General features: G+C 72.9%; 24 protein-coding genes. 16 read left to right on the top strand and 8 right to left on the bottom strand.

Going from position 1 to position 23,274, the window contains the following annotated elements:
- Positions 1-41: 41 nt before the first annotated feature.
- From DEJ20_RS13575 to DEJ20_RS13565, 3 genes are read left to right on the top strand one after another with little or no spacing between them, the layout of a single operon-like run.
- On the top strand, positions 42-1,262 hold the full coding sequence (locus DEJ20_RS13575) for a pyridoxal-phosphate-dependent aminotransferase family protein (protein ID WP_284183336.1): 1,221 nt from the start codon (positions 42-44) through the stop codon (positions 1,260-1,262).
- A complete protein-coding gene (locus DEJ20_RS13570; protein WP_111236368.1) occupies positions 1,259-2,518 on the top strand; it encodes an allantoate amidohydrolase in 1,260 nt (419 codons plus the stop codon). Before DEJ20_RS13575 ends, DEJ20_RS13570 begins: the two co-directional genes overlap by 4 nt.
- The gene (locus DEJ20_RS13565) at positions 2,515-3,348 is read left to right on the top strand and encodes a MurR/RpiR family transcriptional regulator (protein WP_111029315.1); all 834 of its coding nucleotides are present in this window, start codon (positions 2,515-2,517) and stop codon (positions 3,346-3,348) included. The genes DEJ20_RS13570 and DEJ20_RS13565 overlap by 4 nt, the downstream gene beginning before the upstream one ends.
- On the opposite strand, the gene DEJ20_RS13560 is transcribed toward DEJ20_RS13565, so the two are convergent.
- Complete coding sequence (locus DEJ20_RS13560) at positions 3,315-3,824, bottom strand: SRPBCC family protein (RefSeq protein WP_111236367.1); 510 nt, start codon at positions 3,822-3,824, stop codon at positions 3,315-3,317. The two genes, DEJ20_RS13565 and DEJ20_RS13560, sit on opposite strands and share 34 nt — an antisense overlap.
- Positions 3,821-4,396 carry a GNAT family N-acetyltransferase gene (locus DEJ20_RS13555; protein ID WP_111236366.1) on the bottom strand — a complete coding sequence of 192 codons (576 nt, stop codon included), beginning with the start codon at positions 4,394-4,396 and terminating at the stop codon, positions 3,821-3,823. The genes DEJ20_RS13560 and DEJ20_RS13555 overlap by 4 nt, the downstream gene beginning before the upstream one ends.
- A gap of 43 nt (positions 4,397-4,439) precedes the next feature.
- On the opposite strand from DEJ20_RS13555, the gene DEJ20_RS13550 reads away from it, so the two are divergent.
- The 3 genes from DEJ20_RS13550 to epsC all read left to right on the top strand — a co-directional run bounded on the left by DEJ20_RS13550 (position 4,440) and on the right by epsC (position 7,284).
- Positions 4,440-5,477: a dipeptidase gene (locus tag DEJ20_RS13550; protein WP_111236365.1), complete on the top strand. Its 1,038-nt coding sequence runs from the start codon at positions 4,440-4,442 to the stop codon at positions 5,475-5,477.
- Between the two features lie 287 nt (positions 5,478-5,764).
- Complete coding sequence (gene cysK, locus DEJ20_RS13545; protein ID WP_111022171.1) at positions 5,765-6,703, top strand: cysteine synthase A; 939 nt, start codon at positions 5,765-5,767, stop codon at positions 6,701-6,703.
- A 20-nt stretch (positions 6,704-6,723) separates the two neighbouring features.
- Positions 6,724-7,284 carry a serine O-acetyltransferase EpsC gene (gene epsC, locus DEJ20_RS13540; protein ID WP_027466263.1) on the top strand — a complete coding sequence of 187 codons (561 nt, stop codon included), beginning with the start codon at positions 6,724-6,726 and terminating at the stop codon, positions 7,282-7,284.
- 128 nt (positions 7,285-7,412) lie between these two features.
- On the opposite strand, the gene DEJ20_RS13535 is transcribed toward epsC, so the two are convergent.
- On the bottom strand, positions 7,413-7,712 hold the full coding sequence (locus DEJ20_RS13535) for an excalibur calcium-binding domain-containing protein (RefSeq protein WP_209049853.1): 300 nt from the start codon (positions 7,710-7,712) through the stop codon (positions 7,413-7,415).
- Positions 7,713-7,853: 141 nt separating this feature from the next.
- Here DEJ20_RS13535 and DEJ20_RS13530 point away from each other — a divergent pair, with 141 nt between their 5' ends.
- The gene (locus DEJ20_RS13530; RefSeq protein ID WP_111236363.1) at positions 7,854-8,237 is read left to right on the top strand and encodes an MmcQ/YjbR family DNA-binding protein; all 384 of its coding nucleotides are present in this window, start codon (positions 7,854-7,856) and stop codon (positions 8,235-8,237) included.
- A gap of 33 nt (positions 8,238-8,270) precedes the next feature.
- On the opposite strand, the gene DEJ20_RS13525 is transcribed toward DEJ20_RS13530, so the two are convergent.
- Entirely contained in the window at positions 8,271-8,900 is a 630-nt protein-coding gene (locus tag DEJ20_RS13525; protein ID WP_111236362.1) for an MOSC domain-containing protein, read from the bottom strand.
- Between the two features lie 185 nt (positions 8,901-9,085).
- Between DEJ20_RS13525 and DEJ20_RS13520 the strand changes: the two genes are divergently transcribed.
- The 6 genes from DEJ20_RS13520 to DEJ20_RS13495 all read left to right on the top strand — a co-directional run bounded on the left by DEJ20_RS13520 (position 9,086) and on the right by DEJ20_RS13495 (position 13,816).
- Positions 9,086-9,922, top strand: a complete 837-nt coding sequence (locus DEJ20_RS13520; RefSeq protein WP_111236361.1) for an alpha/beta fold hydrolase — start codon at positions 9,086-9,088, stop codon at positions 9,920-9,922.
- 185 nt (positions 9,923-10,107) lie between these two features.
- The gene (locus DEJ20_RS13515) at positions 10,108-10,662 is read left to right on the top strand and encodes an RNA polymerase sigma factor (protein WP_111236360.1); all 555 of its coding nucleotides are present in this window, start codon (positions 10,108-10,110) and stop codon (positions 10,660-10,662) included.
- Complete coding sequence (locus DEJ20_RS13510) at positions 10,659-11,309, top strand: Asp23/Gls24 family envelope stress response protein (protein ID WP_146245483.1); 651 nt, start codon at positions 10,659-10,661, stop codon at positions 11,307-11,309. Before DEJ20_RS13515 ends, DEJ20_RS13510 begins: the two co-directional genes overlap by 4 nt.
- Positions 11,306-11,614 (top strand): hypothetical protein, encoded by a 309-nt coding sequence (locus tag DEJ20_RS13505; protein ID WP_110863466.1) that lies wholly within the window; start codon positions 11,306-11,308, stop codon positions 11,612-11,614. The genes DEJ20_RS13510 and DEJ20_RS13505 overlap by 4 nt, the downstream gene beginning before the upstream one ends.
- Before the next feature lie 219 nt (positions 11,615-11,833).
- The gene (locus tag DEJ20_RS13500; protein WP_111236358.1) at positions 11,834-13,111 is read left to right on the top strand and encodes an NAD(P)/FAD-dependent oxidoreductase; all 1,278 of its coding nucleotides are present in this window, start codon (positions 11,834-11,836) and stop codon (positions 13,109-13,111) included.
- A 15-nt stretch (positions 13,112-13,126) separates the two neighbouring features.
- A complete protein-coding gene (locus DEJ20_RS13495) occupies positions 13,127-13,816 on the top strand; it encodes a hypothetical protein (RefSeq protein ID WP_111236357.1) in 690 nt (229 codons plus the stop codon).
- Positions 13,817-13,843: 27 nt separating this feature from the next.
- On the opposite strand, the gene DEJ20_RS13490 is transcribed toward DEJ20_RS13495, so the two are convergent.
- A complete protein-coding gene (locus DEJ20_RS13490) occupies positions 13,844-14,203 on the bottom strand; it encodes a UBP-type zinc finger domain-containing protein (protein ID WP_111236356.1) in 360 nt (119 codons plus the stop codon).
- 140 nt (positions 14,204-14,343) lie between these two features.
- Here DEJ20_RS13490 and DEJ20_RS13485 point away from each other — a divergent pair, with 140 nt between their 5' ends.
- Positions 14,344-15,003: an acetolactate decarboxylase gene (locus DEJ20_RS13485; RefSeq protein ID WP_181431631.1), complete on the top strand. Its 660-nt coding sequence runs from the start codon at positions 14,344-14,346 to the stop codon at positions 15,001-15,003.
- 32 nt (positions 15,004-15,035) lie between these two features.
- On the opposite strand, the gene DEJ20_RS13480 is transcribed toward DEJ20_RS13485, so the two are convergent.
- Positions 15,036-17,903 carry an ATP-binding protein gene (locus DEJ20_RS13480; RefSeq protein ID WP_111236354.1) on the bottom strand — a complete coding sequence of 956 codons (2,868 nt, stop codon included), beginning with the start codon at positions 17,901-17,903 and terminating at the stop codon, positions 15,036-15,038.
- Between the two features lie 179 nt (positions 17,904-18,082).
- Complete coding sequence (locus tag DEJ20_RS13475) at positions 18,083-20,044, bottom strand: LuxR family transcriptional regulator (protein ID WP_111236353.1); 1,962 nt, start codon at positions 20,042-20,044, stop codon at positions 18,083-18,085.
- A 261-nt stretch (positions 20,045-20,305) separates the two neighbouring features.
- Between DEJ20_RS13475 and DEJ20_RS13470 the strand changes: the two genes are divergently transcribed.
- Together DEJ20_RS13470 and DEJ20_RS13465 are read left to right on the top strand one after the other, a co-directional pair.
- Complete coding sequence (locus DEJ20_RS13470; RefSeq protein ID WP_111236352.1) at positions 20,306-21,361, top strand: Dyp-type peroxidase; 1,056 nt, start codon at positions 20,306-20,308, stop codon at positions 21,359-21,361.
- On the top strand, positions 21,358-22,164 hold the full coding sequence (locus DEJ20_RS13465) for a family 1 encapsulin nanocompartment shell protein (RefSeq protein WP_111236351.1): 807 nt from the start codon (positions 21,358-21,360) through the stop codon (positions 22,162-22,164). The genes DEJ20_RS13470 and DEJ20_RS13465 overlap by 4 nt, the downstream gene beginning before the upstream one ends.
- A 180-nt stretch (positions 22,165-22,344) precedes the next feature.
- Here DEJ20_RS13465 and DEJ20_RS13460 read toward each other — a convergent pair whose 3' ends face one another.
- On the bottom strand, positions 22,345-23,217 hold the full coding sequence (locus DEJ20_RS13460) for an aggregation-promoting factor C-terminal-like domain-containing protein (RefSeq protein ID WP_111236350.1): 873 nt from the start codon (positions 23,215-23,217) through the stop codon (positions 22,345-22,347).
- Positions 23,218-23,274 lie beyond the last annotated feature (57 nt).

Below are 23,274 nucleotides of genomic sequence, written 5' to 3'. Positions count from 1 at the left end.
GAACCACCATGCTCCCTGTGAACCCACCCGCCCGTCTCCTCATGGGACCCGGTCCGATCGACGCCGACCCGCGCGTGCTCCGTGCTCTGTCGACGCCGCTCGTCGGCCAGTACGACCCGTGGATGACCTCGACGATGAACGAGACGCAGGCGCTCTACCGCCGCGTGTTCGGCACCCGCAACGATGCGACGCTGCTCGTGGACGGCACCTCGCGTGCGGGGATCGAAGCGGTGCTGGTGTCACTGCTCGCCCCGGGCGACCGCGTGCTCGTGCCGGTGTTCGGTCGGTTCGGGCACCTGCTCGCCGAGATCGCCGGCCGTGCGGGTGCCGAGGTCCACACCATCGAGACCGACTGGGGCCAGGTCTTCACGCCGTCCGCCATCGAGTCGGCCATCGCCCGTGTCCGTCCGAAGGTGCTGGCGGTCGTGCAGGGCGACACCTCGACCACGATGAACCAGCCGCTCGACGAGCTCGGTGCGATCTGCGAGCGGTACGGCGTCCTGCTCTACACCGACGCCACGGCGACGGTCGGCGGCAACCCGATCGAGGTCGACGCCTGGGGGATCGACGCCGTGAGCGCCGGGCTGCAGAAGTGCCTCGGCGGCCCGTCCGGCAGCGCGCCCGTCACGCTGTCGCCCAAGGCCGTGGCCGTGCTCGACGAGCGGCGGAGCGTCGAGGCCGGCATCCGCGAACCCGGTGACGACGTCGCCGACGAACCGATCCGCTCGAACTACCTCGACCTCGCGATGATCCTCGACTACTGGGGCCCCCGCCGCCTGAACCACCACACCGAGGCCGCTTCGATGCTCTACGCCGCCCACGAGTGCGCCCGCATCCTGCTCGAGGAAGGCCGCGACGCCGTCGTCGCCCGCCACGAGACCGCCGGGCGGGCGATGCTCGCCGGGGTGCAGGGCCTCGGACTCCCGGTCTTCGGTGACGTCGCCCACAAGATGCACAACGTCGTCGCCGTCGAGATCCCGTCCGACGTCGTCGGCGACCAGGTCCGCGGCGCGATGCTCGACGACCACGGGATCGAGATCGGCACCTCGTTCGGGCCGCTGCACGGACGGGTCTGGCGCATCGGCACCATGGGCTACAACGCCCGGAAGGACACCGTCGTCACGACCCTGGCCGCGCTCGAGCACACCCTGCGTCGGGCCGGGCACGCGGTCCCGCACGGCGGCGGTGTCGATGCCGCCCTCGACGTCTTCCGCGACGACACCGCAGCGGTCGCTCCCGCCGGGGCGGAGGTGCTCGCGTGAGCGCCGTGCCCGTCCTCAACGCCACCGCCGTGGGCACCGCCGACGCCGAACTCGTCGCCCGCTGGTGCGACGAGCTCGCCGCCCTCAGCGCCGAACCGGGCCGGATCACCCGCGTCTACCTGTCGCCCGAGCACGCCCGGGCGAACGCCGTCGTCGCGGGCTGGATGCAGGACGCCGGACTGTCCACCTGGCAGGACGCCGCCGGCAACCTGCACGGCCGGGCCGCGGGTGCGACGCCCGACGCCCCCGTGCTGCTGCTCGGCTCGCACCTGGACACCGTGGTGGACGCCGGACGGTACGACGGCGTCGTCGGGGTGCTCATGGCGATCCGCACGGCCGCCCGGCTCACCGCCGACGGTCCGCTGCCCGTCGCGCTCGAGGTCATCGCGTTCTCCGACGAAGAGGGCACGCGCTTCGGCAAGGCCCTGCTCGGGTCGTCCGCGGTGGCCGGGGTCTGGGACGACGCCTGGTGGGACCTGACCGACGGTGACGGCGTCACGCTCCGCCAGGCCTTCACCGACTTCGACCTCGACCCGGAGCGCGTCGGCGACGCCGCGGTCGACCCGGCGTCGGTGGTCGGCTACCTCGAGGCGCACATCGAGCAGGGGCCGCACCTCGAGCAGGCCGGGCAGGCCCTCGGGGTCGTCACGAGCATCGCGAGCGCCCGCCGGTTCTCGGTCGAAGCCGTGGGAGAGGCCCGGCACGCCGGCGGCACCCCCTACGAGCGCCGGCACGACGCCCTGCTCGCCGCCGCCGAGGCCGCGCTCGCGGTGGAACGCATCTGCCGGGCCTCGCACCAGGTCGGCACCGTCGGCACGATGACCGTCGAACCCGGAGCCGTCAACGTCGTCCCCGGGCTCGCGCGGTTCTCCGTCGACCTGCGCGGCGAGTTCGACGACGAGCGCGACGAGGTCTGGGACGAACTCACCAAGGCCTTCACACTCATCGGCGAACGGCGCGGGGTGAGCGTCACCCCGACCGAGGTGCACCGTGCGCCCGCGGTGTTCTGCTCGCCCCGGCTGATGGACGCCGTCCGCGCCGGAATCGCGTCGACGGGCGAGACCGCGCCGATGGAGCTGTTCTCGCGAGCCGGCCACGACGCGATGTCGCTCGGGCTCGTGACCGACGTCGCGATGCTGTTCCTCCGCAACCCCGACGGCATCAGTCACCACCCGGACGAGTTCGTGTCGACGCCGGACATCGCCCTCGGCCTCGACGCCCTGGCCGTCGCCGTCGACCGGGTGGCCCGCGCATGAGCACCGCCGGCCCCGACGTCCGCGCCCGGATCGACTCCGTGTGGGAACAGCTCTCGCCCGCCGAACGACGGGTCGCCGCCATGGTCCGCCACGACCCGGAACTCCTGCTCGTCGGCACCTCCGCCGAACTCGCGGCCGAGTCGGGCACCTCGAAGGCCACGGTCTCGCGACTCGTGCGGTCGCTGGGGTTCCAGGACGCCGCCGAGGTCCGGCAGAACCTGATGTCCGCACGGGGCTCGGGCCTGCCGTGGGTCGCCGAGGACGCCGCCCACGTCGACCAGCGCGCGGTCGAGGCGCGCAACCTCGACGCGGCCTTCGCATCCCTCGGCCGAGCGGACCGCCCGCGGCTGGCCCGTCGTATCGTCCGGGCCCGCCGCGTGCTCGTCCTCGGTGAGCGCGGTGCCTACCCGATCGCGCTGCAACTGCGGTCCCAGCTGGCGCAGGTGCGGTCCGACGTCCGGGTCGGTCCGTCGCCCGGGCAGCGGCTCGGCGAAGAGGTCGCCGATCTCGACCGGCACGACCTCGTCGTCCTGGTGACCGTGCGTCGGCACACCGCCGGGGTCGAACGGATCGTCCGGCACTGCGTCGACTCCGGGGCGGACGTCATCGTCCTCGGCGACCCGACGGCCGCGGTCATCGCCGCCCCCGCCGCCACCGCGATCCTCTGCCCGGTCGACTCACCGTCGGCGTTCGACTCGATGGCCGCGTTGTTCGCCGTCGTCGCCGCGATCACGAACGACGTCTACGACGCCTCGGGTCCCGGTGGCCGGGTGCGGGTCGACGCCGTCGCCACCGCCTACGACGCGTTGGGGGAGCTCGCCGCGCCCTGATCGCCGTCGGACCCGGCGCGCAGCTCGGCACGCAGTTCGGCGGCGAGGGAGGCGTTGCGGTCGGCGATGAGCCGCGGCATGTACCGGGCCAGCGCGAGCACCTCGGCCAGGCGGCCCAGCGGACCGAGCGGCGCGCGGAACGTGATGGTGTCGACCATGCGCGTGCCGCCGGCCGTCGGCTCGAAGCGGTGCTCGTGGTGGAACCGGGCGAACGGCCCACGCACCTGTTCGTCGACGAACCGGTGGGGCGCCTCCAGGTCGGTGATCCTGCTCGTCATCCGCCAGACGATCCCGAAGTGCCGCGCACGCCAGGTGACGGTCTCGCCCAGGCCGATCGTGCCGGTCGTCGTGCCGGCGACGGCGCGTTCGTCGGTCCCGGCCATCGATCGCTCGTGCGCGCCGATGTCGAGCGACAGCGCGAAGGCGCGCTCCGGCGGAACTGGCAGCTCCGTCACGACCCGGAACGAGACGGTCACGACGTCGGCCAGACCGTCGGGGTGGACCTGTCGTCGTCGTGCAATGCGGCGGCGAGCAACTGGTCGTGCCGGCGGCCGCGGTGCAGCACGCTCGACCGCGTACGTCCTTCGAGCCGAAGCCCGAGCCGCTGTGCGACCGCGGCCGACGCGGTGTTCGTGGCGATCGCGCGCCACTGCACCCGGACGAGACCGAGTCCCTCGGGCGGACCGGCGAAGGCCCACTGCAGCACGCGCTCGGCGGCCTCGGTCATGATGCCGGAGCCGCGACCGTCCGGGTGCATGGCGTAGCCGATCTCGGCGGCCCCGTCGGCGAAGGCGAACAGCCCGACCGTGCCGAGCAGCCGGAGGTCGTCCGCGCGCCGGATACCGAACTCGTACCGGCTGTCCGCCGCCCAGCCGGCCGCGACGACGTCCGTGATCCAGTACCGTGCCTCGGCGTGCCCGTACGGCACCGGCACCGGGGTGGAAGCGATGACGTCGGGGTCGTTGGCGTAGGCCACCACGTCGTCGGCGTCGCCGAGCTCGGGGGCCGAGAGCACCAGTCGCTCGGTGCGGAGGGTGACGGGCTGCACGGTTCGAGCCTAGCCACGACGGCGCGGGCGGTAGCGTCGGGGGATGACGTTCGACGCGCTCCCGTTCCCGGTCATCGACGGCCACAACGACCTGCCCTGGGAGCGCCGTGACAGCCACGACTCCGGCGTCGAGGGCATCGACACCGAGACCGACTCGCTGCACACCGACATCCCGAAGCTCCGTGCCGGCGGCGTCGTCGGGCAGTTCTGGTCGGTGTTCGTGCCCGCGGAGGACCCGGACCCCGTGACGACGACGCTGCAGCAGGTCGACCTCGCACACCGGATCATCGAGCGCTACCCCGACGACCTCGCGCTCGCCCGCACCGCCGCCGAGGTCCGTGCCGCCGTCGACTCCGGCCGGATCGCGTCGCTGTTGGGCGCCGAGGGCGGGCACTCGATCGGTGACGACCTCGCGGTTCTCCGGACCCTCGCGCGGCTCGGCGTCCGCTACATGACGCTCACCCACAACGACGACACCCCCTGGGCCGACTCCGCGACCGGGGAGCGGGCGCACGGCGGCCTGACCGACCGCGGGCGGCAGGTCGTCGCCGAGATGGAGCGGATCGGCATGCTCGTCGACCTGTCCCACACCGCACCGGCCACCATGCGGGACACCCTCGACGTGGCGACCCGACCCGTCGTGTTCAGCCACTCGTCGACCGTCGCGATCGACGACCACCCGCGGAACGTGCCCGACGACGTGCTCGCACGCCTGGCCGACAACGGCGGCGTCGTGATGATCACGTTCGTGCCGAAGTTCGTGTCGCGAGCATGGGCGGACTGGGAGGAGTCGGGCATGTCCGGCGAGCCACCCCTGGTCTCGGTGTCGGAAGTCGCCGACCACGTCGAGCACGCCCGCGACGTCGCCGGTGTGGCGCACCTGGGCCTCGGCGGCGACTACGACGGCACCCCGGTGCTGCCGCCGGACCTGCGGGACGTGTCGCGGTACCCGGTGCTCGCGGCGGAGCTCGTCCGACGCGGTTGGGGCGAGTCGGACCTTCGTGCGCTGGCCGGCGGCAACGTGCTGCGGGTGCTGGAGGCGACCGACGAGCGGTTCGCCCGGACGGCGTTCGTGCGCTGACGCGGTGGGGCGAGCCGCGAAAGCGACTCTCTTCGGCGCTGGTCGTGCTCACTCCCGCGAAGGCGACAGGTGTCCGCAAACCTTCCGCGGGCATCTGTCGCTTTCGCGGTGGGTTCGCGGAGGCATGGCCCGAGGAAGCGGCAATTGGTCCACAGCGTGTGGACCAATTGCCGGGCGCGCACGCGCCGTCACGGACAGGACCGCCTGGGGTCCGGTCGCTAGGATCGGGCGCACACCGCGCCTCCAGGAAGAGCGATGCGCGACCTGAGCTGCGAAGGACGGACCGGATGAGCGGCACCATCTACGAGAACATCTCCCAGGCGTTCGGCAACACCCCCCTCGTCAAGCTGAACCGGCTGCCGAAGGCAGGCGGGGCCGAGGTGCTCGCGAAGCTCGAGTTCTACAACCCGGGCGCCAGCGTCAAGGACCGTCTGGGCGTCGCGATCATCGACGCGGCCGAGGCCTCCGGCGCGCTGCAGCCCGGTGGCACCATCGTCGAGGGCTCGTCCGGCAACACCGGCATCGCCCTCGCGCTGGTCGGTGCCGCTCGCGGGTACCGGGTCGTCATCACGATGCCCGAGACGATGAGCGTCGAGCGCCGTGCGGTCATCCGTGCGTACGGTGCCGAGATCGTCCTGACCCCCGGGCCCGAGGGCATGAAGGGCGCGGTCGCCAAGGCCGAGTCGATCGTCGCGGAGACCCCCGGCGCCATCCTCGCCCACCAGTTCGAGACGGCTGCGAACGCCGAGATCCACCGGAAGACCACGGCGGAGGAGATCCTCCGCGACACCGAGGAGCACGTCGACGTGTTCGTCGCGGGTGTCGGCACCGGCGGCACGATCACCGGTGTCGGGCAGGTGCTCAAGGAGCGCGTGCCCGGCGTGCAGATCGTCGCCGTCGAGCCGAAGGACTCGCCCCTGCTCACCGAGGGCAAGGCCGGTCCGCACAAGATCCAGGGCATCGGCGCGAACTTCGTGCCCGAGGTCCTCGACCAGAGCGTCATCGACGAGGTGTTCGACGTCGAGCTCGACGACGCGCTCCGGGTCGCCCGTGCCCTGGCGACGCAGGAGGGCATCCTGTCGGGCATCTCGTCCGGCGCGATCATCCACGCGGCCCTCGAGATCGCCGCACGCCCCGAGAACGCCGGCAAGCGGATCGTCGCCATCGTGTGCGACACCGGAGAGCGCTACCTGTCGACGGTGCTCTTCGAGGGGCTCACTGCGTGAGTCGTCCTCTTCGACGAGGCGTGCTGCGGACCATCCGGGAGGACCTGTCCGCAGCACGCCGCGGTGACCCCGCTGCCCGCGGCGACCTGGAGAACGCGATCGTCTACTCAGGGTTGCACGCCATCTGGACGTACCGCGTGACCCACCGTCTCTGGAACGCGCAGGGGCTGCCCGGGTCCCGGTTCGCGGCCCGCCTGCTCGGGCAGGTCGCACGGTCGGTCACCGGCATCGAGATCCACCCCGGCGCGCGCATCGGCCGTCGGTTCTTCATCGACCACGGCATGGGTGTCGTGATCGGGGAGACCGCGGTCATCGGCGACGACGTGCTCGTGTTCCACGGCGTGACATTGGGCGGACGCGGCGGGGACCACGGGCCGGGAGCCCGACGGCACCCGGTGGTGGGGGACCGCGTGGTGCTCGGCGCCGGGTCGTCCTTGATCGGGGCGATCACGATCGGTCCGGACTCCGTCGTCGGGGCCAACACGGTGGTCACGAAGGACGTGCCCGCAGGATCGGTCGTCACCGGCGTCGCTGGGACTCCGCGTCCCCGGTCCGGGCACGAGGGCGTCCCGACGCTCTGAGTGCGTCGCGCCGCGTCGCGCCGCGCCGGGCACGCAAGACACCGGTGTTCGCGCATCGCACCGCGGTGTGCGGGTGTTCAGGACGCGAACACCGGTGTCGTGCCGGTGTCACCGAGCGAGTGGGAGCGTCAGCTCTTCTCGCAGGCGATGCCGTCCTTGTCGCGGTCGAGCTTGGTGTTCGCCTTGTACAGGGCGTCGTCCTTCTTCACCGTGCCCTTGAGCGCACGGTAGGTGGTCTTGCCGCCGGAGACGACCTTGTTCTTCGTGACGGACTTCTTGGCGATGCCGCCGGAGTACACCTTGTGCACCGCGGTGCAGTTGGCGTAGGACTTCGGTGCGGCCTGCGCGGTCGAGGTCCCGCCGACGACGACGGTGGTCGCGAGGACGGCGGTGGCGGCGGCGATGCCGAGGGTACGGATGATGCGCACGGGTTCCCCCTGGAACTGGTGGTGATCGCGCGAGCGACCGCCGCGTCGGGTGCGCGGCGTGGTGATCCTACGACGTGATGCAGACTCACGACCTGCCCCCGAACGGGGTGCGCTGTCGGCGGCCTGCGGCATCCTGGTCACATGGACGGCGAGCAGCTGCACGACATCGCGAGCCGCACGGCGTTGGGGCTGCCGGCGGCCGTCGAGACCCAGCCGTTCGGCGAGGGCTCCGTGGTCTACAAGGTCGTCGGCAAGATGTTCGTGATGATCACCGAGGTGCGTGGGACCCCGATCGTGAACCTCAAGTGCGCGCCGCCGCACGGGGCAGCGCTGGTGCGCGACCACGACGAGATCACGCCCGGGTGGCACATGAACAAGCGGCACTGGATCACGCTGACGCCGGGCGACGGCATCGACGAGACCCTGGTCGAGGACCTCGTGGCGAACGCCTACGACCTGGTGGTCGCCGGGCTGCCCGTGGCGAAGCGTCCGATCGACCCCTCGCGCGGCGTGCTGCCGAGCTGATCGGGCTCGGCGGGCTCGACTGGCTCGTCGGGCTCAGGGCCGCGCGGCGACCTTCGACAGGTCGTGGACGACCTTCGGCGCCAACCGTTCACCCGACTCGAGCACGGCCCGCGCACGATCGGGCGCCAGGTCGCCGAAGATCTCGCCGATGGTCACCCCGTGTTCCGGCCGGTACGTCACCTCGACGGGGTCACCCGCGGCGACCGAACCGGACTTGACCACGCGGAAGTACGCCCCCGGCCGCCCCTCGTCGGCGAACCGCTTCACCCACCCGTCGATCCCCATGCGCCGGGCGAAGGTGCCGCAGGGTGTGCGGGGGACCGTCACCTCGAGCACGAGGGTGTCGCCGATCCGCCAGCGTTCCCCGGTCACGGCCCCGGTGACGTCGATGCCGCTGGTGCGGAGGTTCTCGCCGAACAGACCGGGCGGGACCTCGCGTTCGAGCAGGTCGGCGAAGTACGCGGCGTCCTCGTCGGCGTAGGCGTACACGGCCTGGTCCACACCGCCGTGGTACTTGCGGTTCGCCTGCACGTCGGCGCGCAGCCCGAGCGGCCGGACCCGGACGCTGCCGGTGACCGGACGCTTGTCGATGGCGGTGACGCCGATGATGCCGGAGTCGGGAAGCAGGCGGTCGACGCGGCAGACGGCGGTGACGAGCGACATGGGATCAACTCTGGTGCACACACGCCCCCGCACCAAGCCGTGCCCGGCCCGGCCGGATCGAGATGAATGACCCAAGCGGTGGCCGGAGCGCCGGTCCTACGGTGAAGGGGCTTCGGTCTCCCGCCGAACGGGAGGCAGCGGCCAGTCCGCGTCACATGTGGAGCAGAAACTCACGGAGGTTCACGATGGCGTTCGTCACCACGAGCGATGGTGCAGAGATCTTCTACAAGGACTGGGGGCCGCGCGACGCGCAGCCGATCGTCTTCCACCACGGATGGCCCCTGTCGTCGGACGACTGGGACGCGCAGATGCTGTTCTTCCTGGGCAAGGGCTACCGGGTGATCGCGCACGACCGCCGCGGGCACGGGCGTTCGTCGCAGATCGGCACCGGTCACGACATGGACCACTACGCGAGCGACACGGATGCGGTCGTGCAGCACCTCGACCTGCAGAACGCGGTCCACATCGGGCACTCCACCGGTGGTGGCCAGGTCGCACGGTACGTCGCGCAGTACGGCGAGCCCCAGGGCCGGGTCGCCAAGGCCGTCCTGGTCTCGTCGGTGCCCCCGATCATGCTGCAGAGCGACACCAACCCGGAGGGCACGCCGATCTCGGTGCTCGACGGGTTCCGGAGCGCACTCGCCGCGAACCGCGCCGAGTTCTTCCAGGCCGTCGCCGAGGGCCCGTTCTACGGGTTCAAGCGTCCCGGCGTGGAGGTCTCCGCCCCGGTGGTCGCGAACTGGTGGCGCCAGGGGATGACGGGCAGCGCCCTGGCCCACTACGAGGGCATCAAGGCGTTCTCGGAGACGGACCAGACCGAGGACCTCAAGGCGATCTCCGTCCCGGTCCTCGTCACGCAGGGCGACGACGACCAGGTCGTGCCGTACAAGGCGGCCTCGCTCAAGCAGGCCGAGCTGCTCAGCAACGCCACGCTCAAGATCTACGAGGGCTACCCGCACGGGATGCTGACGACCCACGCGGACGTCATCAACCCCGACCTGCTCGCCTTCATCCAGCAGTAGGACGAGCCGACCAGCAGTAGGGCGAGCCGACACGCACGACGTCAAGGGCGCACACCGGAACCGTCCGGTGTGCGCCCTTCGGTGTGTGACGAACGCGGTGCGGGATGCGTCCCACCAGTACCCGTCCGACGACGGTGGACGGACGCACCCAGCCGTTCACCATCCACCACCAGTAGAAGGAACGCGTGCACCACCAGTCCCTCGCCGAGCTCGACGACGCGGTCCTCGCCGGCCGGTCGTCCGACGGCGACGTCCGGGCCTTCGAGGTCCTGATCCGTCGCCACACCCCGCTGCTCCGCGCCTACGCCCGTCGGACCCTCGGTTCCACCGACGAACTCGACGACGTCGTGCAGGAGACCTTCATCACCGCGTGGGACCGCCTCGACTCCCTCGATGACCTCGCGCGCGTGAAGTCGTGGTTGATGCGCATCCTGAGCCGGAAGTGCCTCGACCGGATCCGCGCGCGGCGCGTCCACGACGACGTCACCGAGCTCGAGGTCGCCGCGCCGGCCGACGACGCACCCGACCGGGTCGCCGAGGCGCGCTCGCGCGAGGACGCGGTCGAACGTGCGCTGGCCGAACTGCCCGAAGCCCAACGACGGTGCTGGATCATGAAGGAGGTGCTCGAGTACCGGTACGACGAGATCGCCGCCGAACTCGACCTGCCACCCTCGACGGTCCGGGGACTGCTGTCCCGAGCGAGGAAGAACATGATCCGACTCATGGAGGGATGGCGATGACCGACCACGACGGCATCCGGCCGGACCTGCCCGACAGCCCGGAAGCACTCGACGCCCTCGAACCCGGTGACCTCGACGGCCACTCGATCGACGAACTCGCCGACTACCTCGACGCCGGCATGCAGCCGGCGGACCCGAGCATCGACGACTCGCCCGCCTGCCAGAACGCCCTGGCCGCGATCATCCGCGTCCGCCACGCGTCGCTCCGCTCGCTCGAGGCGGCCGCGCGCGACGAGGCCCCGGCCGACGAGTCATGGATCAGCGGCGTCCTGGCGAACATCTCGATCGAGTCCCGCTCCGGTCGCGACGTCCCGCTCCGCCCCCTGTCCGAGACCGAGCGCCCGGTGATGACCGAGGGCGCCATCCGTTCCCTGATCCGGCGCACCGGTGACGAGGTCCCCGGTGTCCTCGTGGCCCGCTGCCACCTCGACGGTGACGTCACCGAACTCGCGTCCCCGATCCGGGTCGTCGTCGAGATCGCGATCGCGTCCGGTCCGTCGATCCCGGCGACCGCCGAGCTGGTCCGCACCGCCGTGGCCGGCGCCCTGGCCGAGCAGACCGACCTGCTCGTCGAGGCGATCGACGTCGTCGTCCGCGACCTGCTGCCGGACCCCGAGCCCGGCACCGACCCGGAGGAGGCCCGATGAGCACCACCGACGAGACCCTCGCCGCGATCGAGGCCGCCGTCCTCGAGGTCCCCGGGGTCACCGACCTGTACCGCTCCCGCCCGACGGTCGCGAGCGCCGTGCAGGCGGTCCGCAGCATCGCCACGAGCACCGGACCGCTCCGGATCGTCGTCGACGACGACGCCCTGCGCGTCGTCATCGGCACCGACGGCTTCCGCCCGGCCCCCGAGGTCGCCCGCGCCGTCCACGACGTCGCCCTGGCGACCGCCGCGGCACACGGCCTGGCGCTCAGCCGCGTCGACGTGCGCGTCGCGCGGGTGGGCTGACCGCGACCACAGACCGGACGGGAGGCCCGTGGTGACGCCGCCACGGGCCTCCCGTCCGCCGTGGGCGCAGCTGATCCCGCCCGGCGCGACCCGACGCCGCCTCCGGTGCCGAAGGAGACCCTCGCAGGACCACGTGCAGCGCGCCGTCAGTCCGTAGCGTGCTCGTGAGGGAGCGGCAGCAGTTCCGCACCGATCGTCGTCGCACGGACCGGAGGAACCATGGAGACCGACGCCGCCGTGGTCCCGTCCCGTCGCGTCCGCGTGTACGGACGGCCGTTCGACGCGGACTCCTACGCGCTGCGGGACTTCCTGTCGCGCTCCGTGGTGCAGTTCGACTGGTTCCCGGTCGACGTCGGTGGGGCGGTACCCGACGACCAGGTCGCGGTCGCCGACCGCGTCGATCCGTCGCGGCTCCCGCTCGTGGTGTTCCCCGACGGCACGGAACTGGTCGCACCCACCCTGCGCGAGGTCGCCGATCGGCTCGGGTGGATCCACGCACCGCGCCGCCAGGAGTACGACCTGTCGATCTACGGCGCCGGTCCCGCCGGGCTGTCAGCGGCCGTGTACGCCGCCTCCGAAGGGCTCGACGTCGTCCTGCTCGAGCGGGACGCCGTGGGCGGGCAGGCCGGGTCGAGCAGCCTCATCGAGAACTACCTGGGGTTCCCCGAGGGGATCGCCGGGGCGGACCTCGCCGAGCGTGCCCGTGAACAAGCGGTCCGGTTCGGCGCCGAACTCCTGGTGATGCGCGAGGGGGTGCGTGGGGTCTTCCACGACGGCCGCATCCACGCCGACCTCGCCGACGGCGGCCACGTCGTCGCCCGCGCGAACATCTGCGCGACCGGTGTCGAGTGGCGTCGGCTCGGGCTGCAGCGCGAGCAGGAGCTGCTGGGCTGCGGTGTCTACTACGGTGCCGGGACGAGCGAAGCGGACGGCTGCGCCGGCGAGCAGGTCTTCGTGGTCGGCGGGGCGAACTCGGCGGGCCAGGCGGCGATGAACCTGTCCCGTTCCGCGGCGCACGTCACGATGCTCGTCCGGGGAGCGTCACTGTCGGCCACGATGTCGGAGTACCTGAGCGCCAGGATCGCGGCCGCACCGAACGTGACGGTCCGGACGGGCTGCCAGGTCTCGGCGCTGCACGGGGACACCCGACTCGAGTCGATCGAGGTGACCGACGGCGACGGTGCCACGGTGTCGCTGCCGGCCACGCGGTTGTTCATCTGCATCGGCGGACGACCGGACACGAGCTGGGCCGAACAGACGCCCATGGTCCGCGACCGCCTCGGGTACCTGGTCACCGGCCCGGACCTCGACGCCGTCGACGGCTCACTCGACCAGTGGCCGCTCGAGCGGCGTCCGTTCTGGCTCGAGACGAACGTGCCCGGCTCCTTCGCCGCCGGGGACGTCCGCGCCGGGTCCGTCAAGCGCGTCGCCGCAGCGGTCGGCGAGGGCGCCATGGCCGTGACCTTCGTCCACCGCCACCTGGCGACGAGCGACTGACCGAGGAGTCCCGTGATGCCCGACGAACCCGACACGACACTGCCGACCGCCGCCGAGTCGATCACCTCCCTGGACCGGCCGACCGCCTTCTTCAACGCCCTGATGACCGAGCACTTCGTCCTCGAGAGTGCGCGGAGCATCACCGTCAGTGAGTCGAGCAGTCGCTCCTCGCTGTACCTCACCACGCTCTCGAGCTCGCTCGTCGCCTTCGGGTTCCTCGCGCACACGCCCTTCGCGCTCGGGTTCCTCGGCGCGATCATCCCGGTGATCGTCCTGCTCGGCGCGTTCACCTACGAACGCCTCGTCGAGACCTCGCTCGAGGACGTCGCCGCGCTCGCCGCGATGCAACGGATCCGTCGCTACTACGGCCGGCTGCTGCCCGAGGCCGACACGTACTTCCCGATGCCCCGCGGCCGGCACGCGGCGAACGAGCTGCTCGACATCGGCCGGGCCCCGTCGTGGTACCGGCTGCTGTTCACGATGTCGTCCGCGATCGCGGTGGTGAACTCGATCGTCGCCGGCGCCGGTGTCGCCATCCTGGTCGACCAGCTCGGCGTCGACGACCCGGGTTCGATCGTGTGGGGCGTCGGATCGGCGGTGGTGCTGGCCGTGGCGCACCTGTCGTACCAGGTGCGGTCGCACACCACGATGCACGAGCTGATCGCCCGGTCGGAAGCGCTCGACGCCGACCGCCGGCTGCCCTGACCGGTCGGGGCCCGCCGCGTCCCGCCGTCAGCGTCGATCGGCCAGCTGCTCCGACCAGTCGCCGGGGAGTCGGTCGGCCGGACCCGGGACCGACTGGGTCGTCGGGTGCGCCTGCGGGTCGGCGAGTCGGGGTCCGTCCACGAAGTCCTGCGTGACGAAGTCCCAGAACCACCCCTCGCCCGGCTCGAACGACTGCATGACCTCGTGCCCGGTGAGCGCGAAGTGCGCGGTGGCGTGCCGGTTCAGGGAGTCGTCGCAGCAGCCGACGTGTCCGCAGGCGGCACACCGACGCAGGTGCACCCACCACGAGCCCGTCGCGTCGCACTCCACGCACCCCGTGCCGGACGGGGGGACGGACGGGGAGACCATGTTCGCGCGTGCACTCATGGTCCAACCGTGCGCCGCGCACCCACCCGGGCGCTTGAGTCAAACGGCGCTGGTACCGCGCGGGCGGACTTCCTACGGTCGAACCGAGGCCGGACGAGGAGTGCGTGGTGCAGGAGACGACGGATGACAGGAGCACGTCCTTGACGACCCTCGCCACGTGGGCGCAGCAGGTCGTCGACGAGCCTCGGCACCGACGACCGGCCGTCCACGTCCCGGTCGCCGTCGCGGACCTCGGTCGGCACGGCACCTTGGGGCTCGGCGCGCTCACCGGTACCGGCACCGGCACCGCCGATGGCCTGGTCGTGTTCGACCGCCGGTGCTTCCGGATGCTCCCGGACGGCGCCGCAGCGGTCGCGGACGCGGCCGACCCGGTCGCGTTCGCGGTCGTCTCGACGTTCTCGCCCGACCTGGTGGTGACGGTCGCGTCGGTCGCCTCCGTGGCCGACCTGGAGGCCCGGATCGCCGCCGTCCTGCCGCCGCGCGACTTCGCGGTGGCGGTCTCGGTCGACGGCGTCTTCGACGAGGTCCGGACCGAGGACAGCACGACCGGGACGACGGTGCACCGCGCGGTGACGGGGCGTCTCGTCGGCTTCCGGACGCCGGGCCCGGGCGGGGTCCGTGCCGACCTGCACCTCGGGTTCCTCGACGCCACCCGCACCCGCGCCGGAGCGCTCGCCGGGTTCGCGGGGTTCTCCGGGCGGATCGAGCTCGGCTTCTCCACCGCGCCGCACCTGGCGGTTCGTGCGCTCGGCGCCGGGTTCGACGACGACCTCGCTGTGACCCAGCGTGACCCGGTGTGACCCGGGCGGCCCGACCGGAAGTCAGCCGGAGTTCAGCCGGAGCGGTGCTGCCGGAACCGCGCCGCGAGCTCCCGGCGGGACGCCACGCCCCACTTCGTGTAGACGTGGCGGACGTGGCTCGTCACCGTGTGGGTCGAGATGAACAGGTCGGACGCGATCTGCTGTGTCGTCAGGCCGGCGGCGACCCGTTCGACGACCTGGGCCTCGCGAGCGGTGAGCCCCGGGAGTCCCGAGGCGCCCGACGCAGCGGGGTCGGCGGTGGCCGCCCGGACGGTCACGCCGACGCCCCGCAGGTGTCCTCGCGACCGTTCGGCCTCGCGCAGGGCACCCGCACTGTCGAACAGCTCCGTCGCCTCCCGCCACACCTCGACGGCCGCGGGCACGGAGCGCCGCCGCAGGGCGCTCCCGAGGTCTTCGAGCGCCGCAGCCAGCACGAGCCGGCGGTCGACCCGGCGCAGCCGTTCCACCGCCGCGCCGAGGTGCTCCACGGAGTCGTGGACGAGTCCGTGGACGTGCAGCCAGGTCCCGCCGCACAGGTCGTTGTCCGGGTTCGCCGTGGCCCGGAGCCGTGCCACCCGTTCGATCCGCTCGAGTCGGTCCCGTCGGCCCCCACGGATCGCGATGCGCGCGAGGTGGACGTCGTCGGCGAAGTCGGCCGGGCTCGACATCGACGCGATCGGTTCCTCCAGGCTCCGCCACGCCACCTCGCTGCGGTCGACGGCGGCCCGGGCGTCGCCGTGTGCGTCCGCTTCGAGCGCCAGCAGCCACGAGCCGGAGCGTGCGAAGGCCGGATCGGCGTGCAGGGCCTCGGCGAAGTGCCGCGTCCGGTCGGCCGCCGTGCGGTCGCCCTGCAGCAGCGCTGTGCGGAAGAGGACCGTCCCGGCCGTGAGCGCGGCGAACTGACCGAGCTCCAGGTCCTCGGCCAGGTCGAGGACCGACTCGGCCGAGGTCTTGGCGTCCTCCAGGCGGCCCTGGTCGAAGAGCACCCGCGTGCGCAGCATCATCCAGGCCGCGGTCGGGCGCGCCAGGTGGTTGCGACGGGTCTCGATGGCGTTCGCCTCGGCGATGCGTCCTGCCCGTTCGGTGTCGCCGAGTGCACCCGCGAGGAACGCCACCCAGAGCCCCTCGGGCAACCAGGTGCTCGACGAGCCCCCGGTGGCAGCGATCCGGCTCATCGCCGACGTGATCGCCTGCGTCGCGTCCGCGAACCGGCCCTCGTTGAAGGCGAGCACGGACGCGCTGGCCTCGAAGGTGGCGACGGCGACCGGGTCCGCGTCACCGTCGCCCGTCGCCCGGGCCTCCCGCAGCGCGGTCGCGAGGTCCGCGTGCCGCCCCGCCTGGGCGAGGTTCAGCGCGCGGACGGCGAGCAGACGGGACCGCACACCGGCGCTCACGCCGGGCAGGGCCAGTGCGGACTCGACCGTCCGCAGCGCATCCGGCGTCGAGCCCTCGGTCTGCAGCCGCGCCAGGGTGAGGTGCAGGCGTGCGTCGTCCTCCGGGGCGAGGCGGCCCTGCAGGTCGTCGAGCAGCGCGCGGGCCTCGGCCGTCCGACCGCTGTGCCAGAGCAGCGGCAGGACGTCGACGACGATGCCGGGCAACGCCGGGGTGCCGTGCGCGACGTCGGCGGCGCGGAGGGCGAGCGCGCCGGCCTCGGTGGGATCCGTGCTCGCGAGGTCGATCGCCACCGTGCGCAGGACCTCGGCGGCCCGGACGTCCCCGCGCTGCGCCACCGCGGCGATGCGCGCGGCGATCGAGACCGGTGGGACACCCTGCCGCAGGAGCTCGTCCACCGCTTGCCTGAGCAGGTCGTCGCGGACGGCCGCGGGGATCATCGACTCCGCCGCCTCGCGGAGGACGTCGTGGCGGAACGACAGGTCCGTGCCGTCGTCGACGAGCACCCCCGCCTCGATCGCTTCCTGCAGCCCGGGGAGCAGTCGCTGCACCGGCTGGTCGAGCATCGCCGACAACGACCGCACCGAGAACGAGCGTCCCAGGGTCGCTCCGACCTGCACGAGCTGCTGCGTGGGCTTCGACAGGCGTCGGAGGCCCTCGCGGATCGACGCACCGAACCTCGCCGGCAGCGCGGCGCCCGGCATCGTGGCGACGCCGTCCACGATCGCCAGCAGGCCTTCGTCGACGAGCCCGCGGACGAGTTCGGCGACGAGGATCGGGATGTGCTCCGTCCGGTGTGCCGCCCGCAGGACCGAGCCGTCCGGCGTCGCGCCGACCAGGTCGGCGATCATCGCGGCGGTGGCCTCCTCGTCCAGCGGGTCGAGGTCGACGATCCGTCCCGTCGCGGCGAGCTCGTCGACGGTCGCCGTCACCGGCGGGTCCTGGTGCTCGGTCCGGACCGCGACGACCCAGAGCACGGGGACGTCGGCGAGCCGGCGCGACAGCGATCGGAGCACCGCCAGGGTCGTCGTGTCGCACCACTGCAGGTCGTCGACGACGACCACCACGCCGTTCGACGCCGCGGCCCGCTCCAGGTCGTCCTGGAGCTGCTGCAGGAGCCAGTACCGCGCCTCCGGGTCCAGCGTCACCGCGCTGAGCCGGACGCGGTCGGAGATCGGCCGGGTCCCGGCGCCGAGCGCGTCCATGATCGGTGCGAGCGGGATCAGGCGTGCGTCGCGGTCCGTGCGACCGACGGCCACGCGGAGGCCGGCTGCGGTCGCCTGGTCGACGACGTCCTCGAGCAGACGCGACTTGCCGACGCCCGCAGCGCCGCGGACGACGAGCACGTCACCCGCGCCCCGTGCCAGACCGGCCAGTGCATCGGCGGCGACTGCCTGCTCGACGCTCCGGCCACGGATCGGCAGCCCGCTTCGGGGCACGGCGGACACCGGCGCGGAGAACTCGTCTCCGCGGGGGAGCAACTCCTCGTCCGTCAACACGGCGGCCACCAGTCCTCGTCGGTGGCTGGAGTCTACGAACGGACCGCGGGCTCGCGACGGGCCCTGCCGTTACCCCGGCGACGGGTTCCGGTGACGTTCCCGGGTCGTCCGCCCGGGGTGTCGCGGGTGGTGGCCGGGGCATCCGGGGCTCGCGGGGCGAGCGGCCGGCGAGGGTGTCCCTGACAGGGTCACGTCCGGACGTCGCCCGTCCCGTCGCCTCCCAGTCGCAGGAGCGCATCCCGGAGTCCGGCCCGTGTCGTCACGCCGAGCTTCGGGAACAGCCGGTACAGGTGCCCGCTCACGGTGCGCGGCGAGAGGTACAGCTGCCCGGCGATCTGCTTGTTGGTCAGCCCGGCCGCGGCGAGGGACGCCACACGGCGTTCCTGTTCGCTCAGGTCGACCGTCTCCAGCGCCGTCGGCAGCGGACGGGCGGCACCGGCCGCGCGCAGCTCGCGTTCCGCGCGGGCCTGCCAGTCACCGGCACCGAGCACCTCGAAGGCGCGCGCTGCCATCCGGAACTGGCCCCGGGCCTCCAGGGCGTGCATCCCGCGACGCAACCACTCGCCGTAGGCCAGGCGGACGCGGGCCACCTCGAACGGCGAGACGTCGCCGTCGACGCTGGCCAGCGCGTCCTCGAAGAGGGCGCGGGCACCGTGCGTCTCGTCGACGACCGCTCGGCAGGCGAGCAGCACCAGGGAGCGGCGCGGGGTCGGCTGGTCGGTGAACGCCCGTTCCGCCCGGGCCACCAGCGCGGCACCGTGGTCGGCCAGGCGGAGCCGCGCAGCCGACTCCACCGCGTCGAGCAGCTCGATCGGTCCGTAGCTGCTCTCGAGCCACCGCCCCGCCCTGCCCGGTCGCGTCGCCGAGCGGCTGTAGGCCTCCTCGAACCGTCCCGTCGCGACGTCGAGCGCGGAGCGGGCGTGCTCCGCAGCCCGAGCGACCAGCGGCGTGCCGTGCTGCGCCGCCCACCGTGCTGCGCGGTCGGCCTTCCGTGCCGCCTGCTCCGGCTCGCCCTGCACGGAGAGCACCAGTGCCTGCAGCGCCTCGGTCAGTGCGACGAGCGTCCCGGCCTGCCAGCGCTCGGCCGCTCGGTGCACGTGGTCGAACGCCGCCCGCGCCGCGTCGAGCCGCCCCGCCTGGTAGTGCGTCACGGCGGCACGGCACGAGCTGAAGTAGCCGAGGAGCCCGGCGTCGCCCGCTCGTCGGAGCGCCGCCTCCACGTGGTCCCGGCGCGGATCCGTCGAGTCGAGCAGCGTCCACGCGATGTGCAGTGCCACGGCCTTCCACGGTTGCATGTCGGCAGCTGATGCGTGCACCTCGCGGTACAGCGCGGCACGCTGGTGCTCGGTCCGGCCGGATCCGTCCACACAGTCCTCGACGAGCCGCAGCACCGGGTCGAGGTCGCGGTCGGCGGTCAGCGCCAGCGCCTCGTCCCACCAGGAGTCGTGCCCGCCGAGGTAGCAGAGCACGTGCAGCGTCGCGACCAGGACGTCGTCGGCGCCCGCCCGGTCGGACTCCCCGAGCGCGGCCAGGACGCTCCGCCTGCCGGCGTGCACGTCACCGGACCGGACCGCCCGGGTGAACTCGACCGCCGCCACCAGCGACGGATCGGGTCGGGTGCCACGGCGGACGGCCCGTTCGGCCTCGGTGTCGACGAGACCGAAGTCCCCGGTGAAGGCCGCCGTGACCGTGACGGAGACGTCGGCCGACGGCAGCCGGGTGCCCGATCCGGCCAGGGCCCGGCCCTCGCGCACCGCGACCACCACGACCGTCCCGAGGTCCCGCGCCAGCGCGGCGAGCAGGTCGTGCAGCACGGTCCTGGCGTCCTCGTCGAGCGCGTCGAAGTCCTCGACGAGCACGACGCTGCGGGTGGCCCCCGGTGCCCCGGCGTCGTGCGCCCGGACGAGGGCGAGCCACGGGGCCAGCGACGCGGCCTCGATGACGGGGTCACCGCCCACCGCACGCCACCGGACGACCGTGTGCCCGTCCGCCCGGGCAGCGTCGGCGACGTCCGCGAGCGCCCGCGCCCGGGCGGACGCGTCCGGTCCGGTGACGACCACGAAGGGATCGGTGCCGCCGGACGGCGAGCGCAGCGCCCGCCCGGTGCCGTCGTCGTGCGCCGGTCGTGCGTCCGAGATGCTGATCGTCATCGTCGCTCCTGGATCGTCCGTCGTCCGCCGCCCGGGAGGCCCGTGGCGGCTGCTCCGGACGCTAGCGACGACGACGCGGTCACCACATCACCCCGTGGTCGCCCGGGCATCCCCCCTTGCGGAGCGGGTCATCCGACTCAGGCGTGACGAGGCACCGGGTGGCGATGCTCGACGGGAGACACCCCACGGCACCGAACCGCACCGTCAGGACGGCTGCGGAGGAAAGGCGGACACCATGGCCTCCGTCCACGGCGCACCCTGATGCCCGGCGCACCGGGCAGCCGCGTGCCCATCGACGCGCAGAGCGTCGACGCACCGCTGTCCCGTTCGGCGGTGTTCCTGACCCTCGACGTCGGGCCGGACGACGACGACCTCGATGCCGTCCGCGACGTCCTCAGCGACCTCGACGGCCTGCTGAAGACGGTCGGCTTCCGCGACCTCGACGCGCACCTGTCCTGCGTCGTCGGCATCGGGGCGGGTGCGTGGGACCGGTTCTCGCCGCATGCCCGACCGGACGCGCTGCAGCCCTTCCCCGCCCTGACCGGGCCGGTCCACTCGGCGCCGTCCACCGGAGGAGACCTGCTCTTCCACATCCGGGGCGAACGCACCGACGTCTGCTTCGAGTTCGAACGCCTGCTGCTCGCCGCGCTCGGGGAACACGTCACCGTGGTCGACGAGGTCAGCGGCTTCCGGTACTTCGACACCCGCGACCTGCTCGGCTTCGTGGACGGCACGGCGAACCCGGTCGCGCAGGACCTGGCAGCCTCCGCACTCATCGGTGCGGACGACCCGGACTGGGCCGGTGGCAGCTACGTCGTCGTGCAGAAGTACCTGCACGACCTGGCGGCGTGGAACGCCCTCGGGACGGACGCGCAGGAACGCATCATCGGCCGGTCGAAGTCGGACAACGTGGAGCGTGACAGCGCCACCGAGGTCCGGCCGTCGCACAAGTCGCTCGCGACCATCGTCGACGACGACGGGGTCGAGCACGACGTCCTCCGCGACAACATGCCCTTCGGTCGCCCCGGCAGCGGGGAGTACGGCACCTACTTCATCGGCTACAGCGCTGAGCTCTGGGTGCTCGAACGGATGCTGGAACGGATGTTCGTCGGCGATCCTCCCGGGACGTACGACCGGCTGCTCGACTTCTCGCGCGCGATCACCGGAGCGACGTTCTTCGCACCCGCTCGCGATCGTCTGGTGGACCTCGCCGCGCTCGCGGGACCACCGTCGCCGTCCGTGGTGACGGCCCCCGACGCCACCGGTCCCGGTCTCGGCATCGGTTCACTCCGCAGCACGGAAGGGCACACGCCATGAACCACCTCCTCCGCGAACTCGCGCCGTTCGGTGCCGACACCTGGGCGGTGCTCGACGCCGAGGCCCGTGACCGGCTGGTCCCGGCGCTCGCCGCACGGCGCATCGTCGACTTCGACGGTCCGCGCGGCTGGCAGTGGTCCTCGGTCGACCTCGGCCGCACCGACGCGGTGACCGGCGGGGTCGCCGACGGCATCACCGCACGGCGCCGCAGGGTCCTGCCGCTCTGCGAGGTCCGTGCGACCTTCACCGTCGCGCTCGAAGAGCTCGTGGACTCGTCCCGCGGCGCCACCGACGTCGACCTGGGCGACCTCGACGCGGCCGTGCTGCGGCTCGCGGCCCACGAGAACCGGGCGACGCTCCGGGGGTGGCCGGAGGGCGGCATCACCGGGGCCGGGCAGGCGTCGACCCAGCCCGCACAGTCGCACGACGGCTCACCGGGGTCGTTCCGGGCCGCGGTCACCGCTGCGGTCGCCGCACTCCGCGACGTCGGGGTCGCCGGGCCGTACGCCCTGGCCTGCAGCCCGCGTGACTGGGCGGACATCGTCGAGACCGACGACGCCGGCACACCCCTGCGCGAGCAGCTCGAGGGCATCACCGGCGGTCAGGTCGAGCGGGCGCCGGGCATCGACGAGTCGCTGCTGATCAGTCAGCGCGGTGGGGACTTCGTGTTCACCGTCGGCGAGGACCTGGCCCTCGGCTACCTGGGCCACGACGGCGTCGACGTCACCCTGTACGTCGAGGAGACCTTCGCGTTCCAGGTGAACACCCCCGAGGCGTCCGTCGTCCTCCGCCGGTCACTCTGAGGAGCAGGCACGACGAGCGGCCCGACGGGCGGCCCGACGGGCGTGCCCGCTGCCCGCCCGCACCGACGTGCGCGTCGCGCGGTTGGGCTGACCGCGACCACACCACGCAACGGGAGGCCCGTGGCGGACTCGCCACGGGCCTCCCGTCCGTCTGCCGGTCGCCGTCGCGACCCGCGCCGATCAGTAGAAGTTGTTCGCCTGCGAGTGCCCCCACGCCGCGCACGGGGTGCCGTACGCCGAGCTGATGTACTGCAGGCCCCAGGTGATCTGGGTGGTGGCGTTGGTGCGCCAGTCCGCGGCGATCGTGGCCATCTTCGAGCCGGGGAGCGCCTGCGGGATGCCGGTCGCGCCGCCGTTCGCGTTGACGGCCTGGTAGTTCCAGCCGGACTCCTTGGTCCACAGGTTGTCCAGGCACTGGAACTGGTCGGCACCCCAGCCGTACTCCGACGACGCGAGCGAGGTCGCCGTGGCCTTGGCGCCGGCGACGGTGTTGCCGGCGGCGAGCTTGCGGGCGGCCTCGGCTGCATCGGCGGCCGCCTGCCGCTCGGCTGCGGCCTTCGCTGCGGCTGCGGCCTTCGCGTCGACGTCCCGCTTGTCCTGCGTGGCGCTCGCCTGCGCGACGTCGGTGGCCGACGCGACCGTCGTCGAGATCCGGTTCGTCAGCGCAGCGCCGGACAGGTCCGGGTAGTCGCTCAGGGCGTCGACGCGCTGTTCGAGCGCCGAGGTGTCGACCTTGTCGTTCGCGGTCTGCATGACGGTCTTCGCCGTGGTGATCGTGGCGGCGGCCTGGGCGCGGTCGAGCGCGGTGCCGCGAAGGGCGGGCTCCGCGGTCGCCGAGGCGCTCGGGGTGCCGGTCGGCATGCCGAGGGCCTCGCCGATGGCGGGCTGCGTGCCGACGGTCAGGGCGCCACCGGCGACGGCGAGGACCGCCGCGCCGCCGGCGATCAGCGTCGCGCGGTGCCGCAGGGCCCGGCGCATCCGGCGAGTGGGGGTGTTCAGGGCCTCACGTCGGGTCGAGGCGGTGGTGGTGGGGAGCTCAGGGGTGTGTCGCATCGGTTCCGCAGGTCGGCGGCTCGGTGGGGGAGGGACTCCTGCTCGCGCGACCGAGGT

Origin of the sequence: Curtobacterium sp. MCSS17_005 (assembly GCF_003234225.2) — a bacterium.
In the GTDB taxonomy this organism is placed as follows: domain Bacteria; phylum Actinomycetota; class Actinomycetes; order Actinomycetales; family Microbacteriaceae; genus Curtobacterium; species Curtobacterium flaccumfaciens.
The sequence above is the reverse complement of the archived record's forward strand: the minus strand, read 5'-3'. Positions and strand labels throughout refer to the sequence as shown.